Source organism: Daejeonella sp., from assembly GCF_049655485.1.
Taxonomy (GTDB): Bacteria; Bacteroidota; Bacteroidia; order Sphingobacteriales; family Sphingobacteriaceae; genus Daejeonella.
Genome location: NZ_JBASJU010000322.1, coordinates 1 through 9,252, shown reverse-complemented (window position 1 = coordinate 9,252; position 9,252 = coordinate 1). Strand labels below are relative to the sequence as shown.

General features: G+C 41.1%; 6 protein-coding genes and 1 pseudogene. All 7 read right to left on the bottom strand.

Annotated features, from left to right (window positions below; genetic code table 11):
- Window positions 1-437: pseudogene (locus WBJ10_RS13390) on the bottom strand (hypothetical protein); the annotation flags it as partial.
- Between the two features lie 40 nt (window positions 438-477).
- Complete coding sequence (locus WBJ10_RS13385) at window positions 478-1,596, bottom strand: amidohydrolase family protein (protein ID WP_424291119.1); 1,119 nt, start codon at window positions 1,594-1,596, stop codon at window positions 478-480.
- A 61-nt stretch (window positions 1,597-1,657) separates the two neighbouring features.
- Complete coding sequence (locus tag WBJ10_RS13380; protein WP_424291117.1) at window positions 1,658-2,764, bottom strand: amidohydrolase family protein; 1,107 nt, start codon at window positions 2,762-2,764, stop codon at window positions 1,658-1,660.
- Window positions 2,764-4,224, bottom strand: a complete 1,461-nt coding sequence (locus WBJ10_RS13375) for a RagB/SusD family nutrient uptake outer membrane protein (RefSeq protein WP_424291115.1) — start codon at window positions 4,222-4,224, stop codon at window positions 2,764-2,766. Before WBJ10_RS13375 ends, WBJ10_RS13380 begins: the two co-directional genes overlap by 1 nt.
- Before the next feature lie 11 nt (window positions 4,225-4,235).
- Window positions 4,236-7,307 carry a SusC/RagA family TonB-linked outer membrane protein gene (locus WBJ10_RS13370; RefSeq protein ID WP_424291113.1) on the bottom strand — a complete coding sequence of 1,024 codons (3,072 nt, stop codon included), beginning with the start codon at window positions 7,305-7,307 and terminating at the stop codon, window positions 4,236-4,238.
- A gap of 20 nt (window positions 7,308-7,327) precedes the next feature.
- Complete coding sequence (locus tag WBJ10_RS13365) at window positions 7,328-8,485, bottom strand: phosphotransferase enzyme family protein (protein WP_424291111.1); 1,158 nt, start codon at window positions 8,483-8,485, stop codon at window positions 7,328-7,330.
- Window positions 8,486-8,500: 15 nt separating this feature from the next.
- A partial coding sequence (gene gluP, locus WBJ10_RS13360; RefSeq protein ID WP_424291109.1) for a glucose/galactose MFS transporter occupies window positions 8,501-9,252 on the bottom strand: 752 nt, incomplete at its 5' end.

The following is a 9,252-nucleotide window of genomic DNA, read 5'->3' as shown; positions in this document are numbered from 1 at the left end:
GTAAGTGTATCCTCGAATGTAAAGTTGGTTTGATCCGAATTCATCGAGCGAAGGAATATCCCGAGAAGGATTAGAATCAACGATCGCTTCAAAGTATGGAGCAGTAAATTACTGACACTCGCTCCTTTATTTCTGCGACTCAAAATGGAGTAGGGTAAAACTACTCCAACCAGAAAGGTGAATGAAGGCTGGATCATATCGTGTAAACTCAACCAGATCCACTCTACATGACTTTGATTGAATGCGATGACCCTCCAGAACGAGCTTCCCGGAAGCGCTTCTGAAACTTTGGAAAGGGATAGCACTTCTGCCATCATTAACAACATAACGAATCCCCTGTATACGTCTACAGACGCGACCCTGTTGACCGGCATTGCCGGATTAACTACAGCACCGGAAACTAATTTATTATCATCGTGAACAGATTCACCTTTCATGTTTTTTGTGATAAGGGTTTATTTAGGTTGAATAATTGAACTAGTTAAATCCAGGAAACCATTTCTGGGCATTGATACGATATATTTTATCTATGACTTGCTTTGGTAACTGTAATCCTTTAAAACTTCCCTCAAAACTTGATGAAGTCATGTCCTCATTTGTGGCGAAATAGGTCCAATCTCTCATTCTGGTATCATGCAAACCCTTATTCATTGTAGCAAGGTTCGTTTTTGCGTCAACACCATGATCGGTAGCATAAATAAGCCTGTCCTGATATTTGATCATAAAATCACGGACCTTCTGACGATTTTTAACCGATTGAGATTGCAGATGTACAATTCTTGCAGCCATATCTACCGCCATATTCGGAAAGCGATCAAGGCGTTTAGCGAGTTCATCAACACTCCATTCCAGGCTTCCCAGGTGAGCCCCTACGAATCTTAGGTTCGGGTGCTTTTTCAGCATATTGTCCCTGGAATTTACTTCATCCTCATAACTGGGATTTTGAGGGTGTTGATACATGTGGTATTCCGGGTGCCTTGTAAAATATCCTTTATCATTAGAAACAGTCATCTCTTCTACAGGAAGCCATGCATTACGCGGTTCACCGATGTGCCCTAAGAGTGTGATGTTGCTTTTTTCTATGAATTTCAACACCGGATCAAATCTTGGATCATCAATCATCACAAATTTGCCATTCTTATCTTTCAGGCCCATCCCGATGTTCTTCCATATTTTTACCCCAATTGCCCCTTGCTTGAATGAATTTTCTAAGTATGCAAGGGTTTCAGGCAACCACTCCTTTGTGCCCCAATTATCTACAGTAAAAGTTGTTGTATATGCTACTCGATCAGGAAAGGCTTTCACCAGTTGAAGCGCCACTTTCTCCTGATCCTCCACCGATGGATAATACGCAGGATTTACGTTAACCGTCAGGAGACGAAGGTTGTCTCTTTTTGCCTGATTTATGAAAGTGGTATCATAAATATTCAAATGAACATGAGTGTCATATTTCTCTACGTTTTTGAAATCCTCCCTGGTATAAAATTCAGAGCTTGATAGTGAACTCGAACTGATATTCTGCGCTTGTGAGTTAAACGTTATAGGGAGGCATAGTATAAGTACCCAGAGACTTTTAAATTTAATCAGGTTTTTCATTTACTGCTTTTATGTGTTCGATGAATTAACTTGCTCATTATTTGTTGTTTTATATACCCCGCTACAATGGCGACAACCATCTTTCCACATTTTTTGAATAGATCTTGTCTACTACTTCCTTCGGCAATTTCAATCCTTTAAGATCGCCAAATCCCGTTAAAGAAATGGTGTTATCTGTCACGAAAAATTCCCAGTCCTTCATCCAGCCATCGTGGATACCTTTTGTAAAAGCAACCTTATCGGATGTTGGATTTACCTGCCGGTCTGATCCATAAACCAGGCGGTCTTGATATTTAATAAAGAAATCGCGGGTTTTGTCCCGGTCATTTAAAGCGTGAAGTTTCAAATTTGACATACGCGATAAGTCAACCTTCATATTTGGGTATCGTTCAAACCTCTTTGCAAGTTCATCCAGACTCCATTCCAGGCTTCCTAAATGCGCTCCGACAAACCGTAATTTGGGATGCATTTTAAGCATATTATCCCGCGCGTTAATCTGGTCGTCGTAGCTGGGATATTCCGGATGAAGGTACATATGGTACTCAGGGTGCGAACCATAATAGCCTTTACTAAAAGTCATGCTATCTAAAGGCAACCAACAGTCCCTCGGTTCGCCATTGTGGCCGATCAAGGGAATCCTGTTCTTCTCCAGATAATCTAATACAGGCTTAAGTTTAGGATTATCAACCATCACGAAAGTGCCGTCTTCCTCCCGTAAGTCCATTCCTATATTTTTCCATATTTTAACCGCCTTTGCGCCATTTGCTATCGACTGTTTCAGGCTGGAGATAGTTGTCTCCGCCCAATCCGGATTTTTCCAGTCATGCACAGGAAAAGTGGTAGCAAAGGCCATATCATTTGGAAAATTCCTCAAATGTTGGATAGCAAATTCCTGTTGGGCTGCCATAGGCAGCCCAAAGGGACGGTCGTCAACGATGTCTAAAAAACGGAAATTGTCTTTCCTCGCCTGTTCAATGAAGGCGGTTTCGCCTGTATTAATGTGAATATGGACATCAAACTTGTTAACTGCAGCAAAATCCTCAGCCCGATAATAGCTTTCAATCTTATTCTCATCGTTAGAATGCTTCGTCTGCGATGATGCACAGGAAAGCAAAATAAAGGCGAGCAGAATCAGACTCAGGTTTTTATGCATAATAAAACTACCCATTATGGATTAGGAGTTAAATTTGTATTAAGCTTCAATTCACGATCAGGAATTAGATAAATTGCTCTGGGAGCAGTTGGAGCAATCGTCAGATTAAACCTATCAATACTGTGAAAACCAGGATATGCACGTACCAAAGGTTTATTGTTTCTAAACAAATCACTCGTACGTTGACCTTCAAAAGCCAGTTCGAGCCTGCGTTCTTCTAATACAACTTCTAATACACTTGCCTTGCCTTTTAGATCTGAGGTACTGTAAAGCTGATTTCCACTTAATCCCGCACGGGTACGAATAACATTAACATCACTAATTGCAGCTGCGGCATTTCCTAGTTTGGCATTAGCTTCTGCACGGATTAAATACATATCGGCCAGACGTAATAAGACGGGTGAACTCAGATTCGCCACACCTTCCTGCCAGTTGTACTTGTTGATAAAGTACTTAACTACATTACCCCTTTTTAGCGTGTCGCCGTTTGCAGCCAATTGTAGTTCCACAAAACCATGTCGCACATCGTTCGGATAAGTAGCCAGCAATTTTACATAAGAAGTAGAGGCATACATTTCTCCCCAGCCGGTTGATAGAGTAACCGGATCATTATAGTACATAGAACCAATAGCGCCTTTAAGACGATTGTCGGCTAAAATATGGCGTATAGCGAAAATGGTTTCTGAATTACTTTCAGGTATACTTCTGAAATAATTTTTTAGCGCCGCAGTGCTTACCAGGTTGTAACGATTTGATTTAATAACAAGATCAGCATATTCCAGTGCTTTAGCATTATCTTCCTTGTGAAGATATAGCCTGGCTAATAAGGCATAAGCGACCTCCTTTGAAGCAAAACGCGAATCTTTCTTGACGGTCATCAGACTAGCAGCCTTAAGCAAATCAGCGATCATGAAATCATAAACCTCTTTCACGCTATTTCGGGCTGGCGACACCTCACTTTCGGTACTTTTTATAATGGGTATGCCAGGATTAATACCAGCTCCCTGCGAATACGGACGGCCAAAAAATCTTACCAAATCAAAATGAGCCATCGCGCGCAAATACATATTCTCCCCTTTTAGCTGATCCAGCGCCGGCGAAGTGCCGTCAGCAATCCTTTCAATTATCTGATTAGATGAAAAAATCACCTTATATGCCTGACGCCAAAAGGATGTGGTAATATTGTTTCCCGGGAAGTCTGTATAGTTATAAACGTTATATAAGGGATCTGTTGTAGTTCCGCTTAATGCGACGTTATCACTGGAATACTCGCCAAGAATATGTTGAAATCTGGTATAATCTGCACTTACAAGCCCGGCATAGGATCCGTAAGTTGCTGTTTGCAGATCTTCAGGTGTTGCCAATGCGGTCTCATTAGATTTACTGTCAAATGGCTGCAGGTCTTTTTCACATGCAGTTGTAATCATTAATACTGTTCCAAGCAGGAAAAGTAATTTTATATTGATCTTTTTCATCTTAATATTTTTTATAAACTAAGGTTAACACCAAACAAGAATTTTTTGCTGATAGGATAACGGTCTGATGAATTTCCACCGTTTTGGCCTAAACTAACTTCCGGGTCAGGACCTGAAAAATTAGTACCAGTCCAAAGATTGTCTCCGCTCAAAAATAGTCTGGCATTTGACACTTTCAACTTAGTTAAGAGGCTCTTTGGAAGGGTGTATCCAAGGTTAACGTTTCTTAAACGGATATAGCTGCCATCTTCAAGATATCTTGAACTTAATTTGTTCGAATTCTTATTTCCGCCAAATACCGCTTTCGGGTGAGTAGCAATATCGCCTGGCTTTTGCCATCTGCTCCAATCATCCCTTGGAAGCATGTTGTTTACTGTTTCATATGCTCCATCCGAATCGAAACTTGTTCTTGAGGAATTAAACACTTCAACACCACTCACGAAGTTTAAGAATGCACTCAGTGTAAAAGCTTTGTAACTAAAGGTATTCGAAAGACCACCTGTGAAATCAGGAGTATAAGAACCCACGAATTGGGAAGTTGCCTGGGCTAATACATTTGTTGTGGTTACAACGCTATTTCCGTTTACATCTGTTGTGATTTTCTCCCAAAGAGGGTCTCCCGTTTGAGGATCTACACCAGCCCATTTCCTCATGTAAAAACTATTAAGATCATGGCCTACACTTACAATTGTAGCAGGTGAAAAACCGTTATCGGTTATAATATCCTTACCCTGATCGAGCCTCAATACCTTACTCTTGTTAAAGGCGATATTAAAGTTAGTTTCCCATTTAAATGCTCCTTTATCAAGATTTAAGGTTGTTAAATTAAGTTCCAGGCCCCGGTTTTTAACAGACCCGACGTTTTGAATAACGGATGTAAATCCACTGGTGAAAGGAAGCTGAACATTTAATAATAATGCTTCTGAAGTCTTGTCGTATAGGTCAACATTCAGGGTTACTCTTTTCAAAACACTAACATCGAGTCCCAAATTTGCAGTCTTCACCTTTTCCCATGTTAAATCCGGGTTAGCAAGCTGTGACGGAGTAGAAGCTGAGAAGCCGGAATATTGAGATGAAAAGCTATATAGTCCGAGGGTCTGGTAGTTGCCAATTTGAGCATTACCTGTTGAACCATAACTCGCTCTTAATTTTAGAAAATCAAAGGTTTTATTGTCTTGCATAAAGCCTTCATTACTCAGAATCCAGGATGAACCTAAAGTGTAGAAATGTCCTGTGCGATTGTTGGCACCAAAACGTGATGACGTTTCGTTGATGTAAGCACCGACTAAGAAATATTTATTATCGTAATTATAATCAACCTGCACAAGCCCTTTACTAAAGGCATTTTCGTTGATAGAGCCATTCGCATTTCCTGAACTAAGGATTTGAGAAGCAGCATTCATTACACGAAGCCCTGCCACAAATCCCTGTCCAAGAAGGGAATTTCTTTCAGCAAAGTTCTTTTCGGCCTCTGCTACAGCAATTGTGCTGAAGTTATTTTTACCAAAGCTTGTTTCGTAAAGAAGGCGGTTGGAAGTGATAAGGCTGCTAGAATAGGCCAGGTCATTAGTCAGTCGGCCTAAACCTGATCCTGCTTTTGCACGTACATCGTAATAAAGTTGTCTTTTACTGTTATTATAACTAACCCTGTTGCTGCTTGTAAAAGTTAAGCCTTTAGTGATAAAATAATCCAGCTTAAGATCACCGCTCAGTGAATTCCGTTTGGTATCATCCAGATTATACTGCCAGCCATGCATGAAATTATCTTGTTCTCTTCCAATCCATCCGGGTTCGGTACCTCTTTTGAGAGTTCCATCGGCAAAATATGGGTTATCCCATGGGAGATTCCTTGTTGCACCAACTAAAGCACCATAGTTTCCGGACGCGTCCTCCTGGAATTTGTTGAATCCCACGTCAAGTCTCGCACCGATTTTTACTTTTTTGCTTATGTCATGAGAAACGTTGGTTCTTAAATTATACGTCTTTCTCCCGGTTGTTTCAAGCGTACCATCTTCATTGTAGAAGTTTCCAGATACATAGACTTGCGTTTTATCAGATCCGCCTGAAACTGACAAAGTATAGTTCTGGGTAAGTCCGGTACGAAATGCCAGATCAGCCCAGTCGGTATTCTGCGACAGCAGAGTAGCAGGACGATCTCTGTCAAAGTTTGTAGGATTCCAAAATGTCTTTTGGTAATCATACAATTGCTGTGAATTCATCACATCAAAATTTCCCATAGAAACCTGGTTAATCCCTGTTGTAGCACTGAAATTAACCTGATTTGTTCCAGCCTTGCCTGATTTTGTCGTTATAATAATTACACCGTTCGCCGCTCTTGAGCCATATAAACCAGTAGCAGCAGCATCTTTCAAGACGGTTACACTTTCAACATCTACCGGATTCACGGTACCTCCTATCACGCCATCAACTACGTATAATGGAGAAGACCCTGCGGTAATGGAACTTGACCCTCTAATTATAACGCTGGGTTCCGCGTTCGGACTGCCTGAAGAGGCAGACACAATCACGCCGGGAGCTTTACCCTGCAGCATGCTGCTCACATTATTAGAAGTAACATCTCTTAATTTCTCCCCTGAAACAACCGATACGGAACTTGATAACTGGGAAACGGCTCTGCTTGTATAACCCACAACTACGACTTCGTTCAATGAAGATTGCGCAGTGTTCAAGGTAACATTAACCGTTCCGCTCGCCCCAATTACAGTTTCCACAGTAGTGAAGCCCAGGAAGCTGAAAACAAGGGTTCCATTATCAGCAGGAATATTTAAGCTATATTCCCCATTAGCGTTAGTAACTGTACCTACAGTGGTTCCTTTTAATTGAACACTCACTCCCGGCAATGTTTCCCCTTTTTCATCGACTACTCTTCCCCTAACAATTCGATCACGGGAATTTTCTTCTGAGTTTACGGTGATTGACTCCGAAATGGAATGCCTGTCAACTACCGTCAGGCTCCTTGCTGAAATTGACTCAGGTGCAGCTATCAGAAAGGCAGCTAAAAAAAAGACCGCTGTTCTAGTTCTGCTCCCCGGGTTGGTGAGATTTAAGTAACTTTTTTTCATGACTATTATTTCGTTGATTATTAGGTTAATTCATTTTTTTCTTCGAGAAAATTCTCATTGCTTGGCAGTGCAGCTATTCCCTGCACGATTTCATCGAGCTCCTTGTAATGGTGCTCCAATTTGGTTAAGAGCTCGATTTGAGCCCGGGTTCTTTGCAGATTGTGCAATGGAAAATGGATTTTATAATAAGTATCACCTTCCAGATAGTCAGTTAAGAATCGAACTATCTGTTCATATGGAATCAGCAATACCCCTTTCAGTAGAGAATCTATTTCCCGATCCGAAAGGAAAAAACCTGCTTCTTTAAAGTAGCCTTTCGTATATGCAGCAAACAGGGGAATGTTCAGCTGAATTTTAGACAGGTCAGCTTCATCTTCGGCCGCAGTATTAATTATGGTTCGTATAGCATCACCAAAATCATAAGCTACATACCCAGGCATAACCGTGTCCAGGTCTATCACACACTGAGCTTTATCTGCTTTGTCCAGTAAAATGTTGTTAAACTTCGTGTCATTATGAATAATTCGTACTGGCAATATACTCCCTTCACCAAGCCCCAGAATTTTCAGCATAGCTTCCGAACGTTCCTGAAGGAAAGCTATCTCAGGACTAACCTCTTTAACCCTGCCTGCAACGTCATTGATAATAGCTTCATTAAATCTTTTGAGCCTCATTTCGATATTGTGGAAGTTGGGAATGGTCTCAATAAGTAGGTCAGCATCCATATCTGATAACATGGCCTGGAATTTTCCAAAAGCCTTACCCCCTTCATAAGCCTGTTGTTCAGTTTCCAAAACATCATATCTGTTAGAATGTAAAAAATCATACATTCTCCAAAAGTTGCCGTTTTGATCTATCTCATAAAACCGGTTTTCTTTAGTAGGTATGAGCGTTAATACCTCGAGATCCGGGTTCGCACCGGGTACACTTGCAAGCTTATTTTTGAGGTGCTCGGTAACAAGTTTAATGTTGTTCATCAGCCCGGGCACGTCTTTGAAAATTTGATGATTTATCCGCTGTAAGAGATAATCCTTGTTGCCGCCACATTTTCTTTTGACAAAAAATGTCGTGTTAATATGTCCCGAACCAAAAAGTTCAAAATCGTAGCTTTCGTCATCGGTACAAAAGCTGGCAATGACCGTGTTTATTTGATTAGATATCGTAGTATTCTGATCCATTTGTGATTTCTTGTTCTAAAATTCTTGCTTTCTGCGTTTTACTTTATGACCATAAACTGCGAAATATCCTATAAAGAGATAACAGGGGACCATAATCCAATATGCGGTTTGGGTATTGCTGATATCGGCCAGGCGACCATACAATAATGGGATGAGAGCCCCACCGGCGATGCCCATGATCAGTAGAGATGAACCGATTTTTGTAAATCTCCCTAATCCTGCGAGAGCCAGTGGCCACAATGCGGGCCATACCAAAGAATTAGCCAGGCCCAATAGAGCTATAAACGCTACAGAAACAAATCCTTCTGTATAAATAGCAGCAATAGAGAAAATCACGCCTAATATGGCGCAGAATTTAAGAGCTGTTTGCTGGCTTAGGTATTTGGGTATACAAATGATCCCGATTATATAACCCACAATCATGCTGATAAGGGTTCCTGTCGTGAAATATTTGGCTGTAGATAAAGATATACCCCAGGATGCTCCGTAACTAATAATCGTATCTCCCGCTATAACTTCCACACCCACATATAAGAATAGAGCAAGCACGCCCAAAAGGAGATGGGGGAATTCCAGAATGCTTACCTTGTCGGTGTTGGCAGCCGCCACCTCGTCATCTTCCTGATCGGTATCAATTTCAGGCAAAGTTGAAAAATTGAGGACAATGCCTAATATCACCAGAACCACAACTATGATGATATAGGGAAGAATAACTCTCGAGGCCAGTTGATCTAACTCGGCAGCCTTACTGGCAATATCCATAGTTT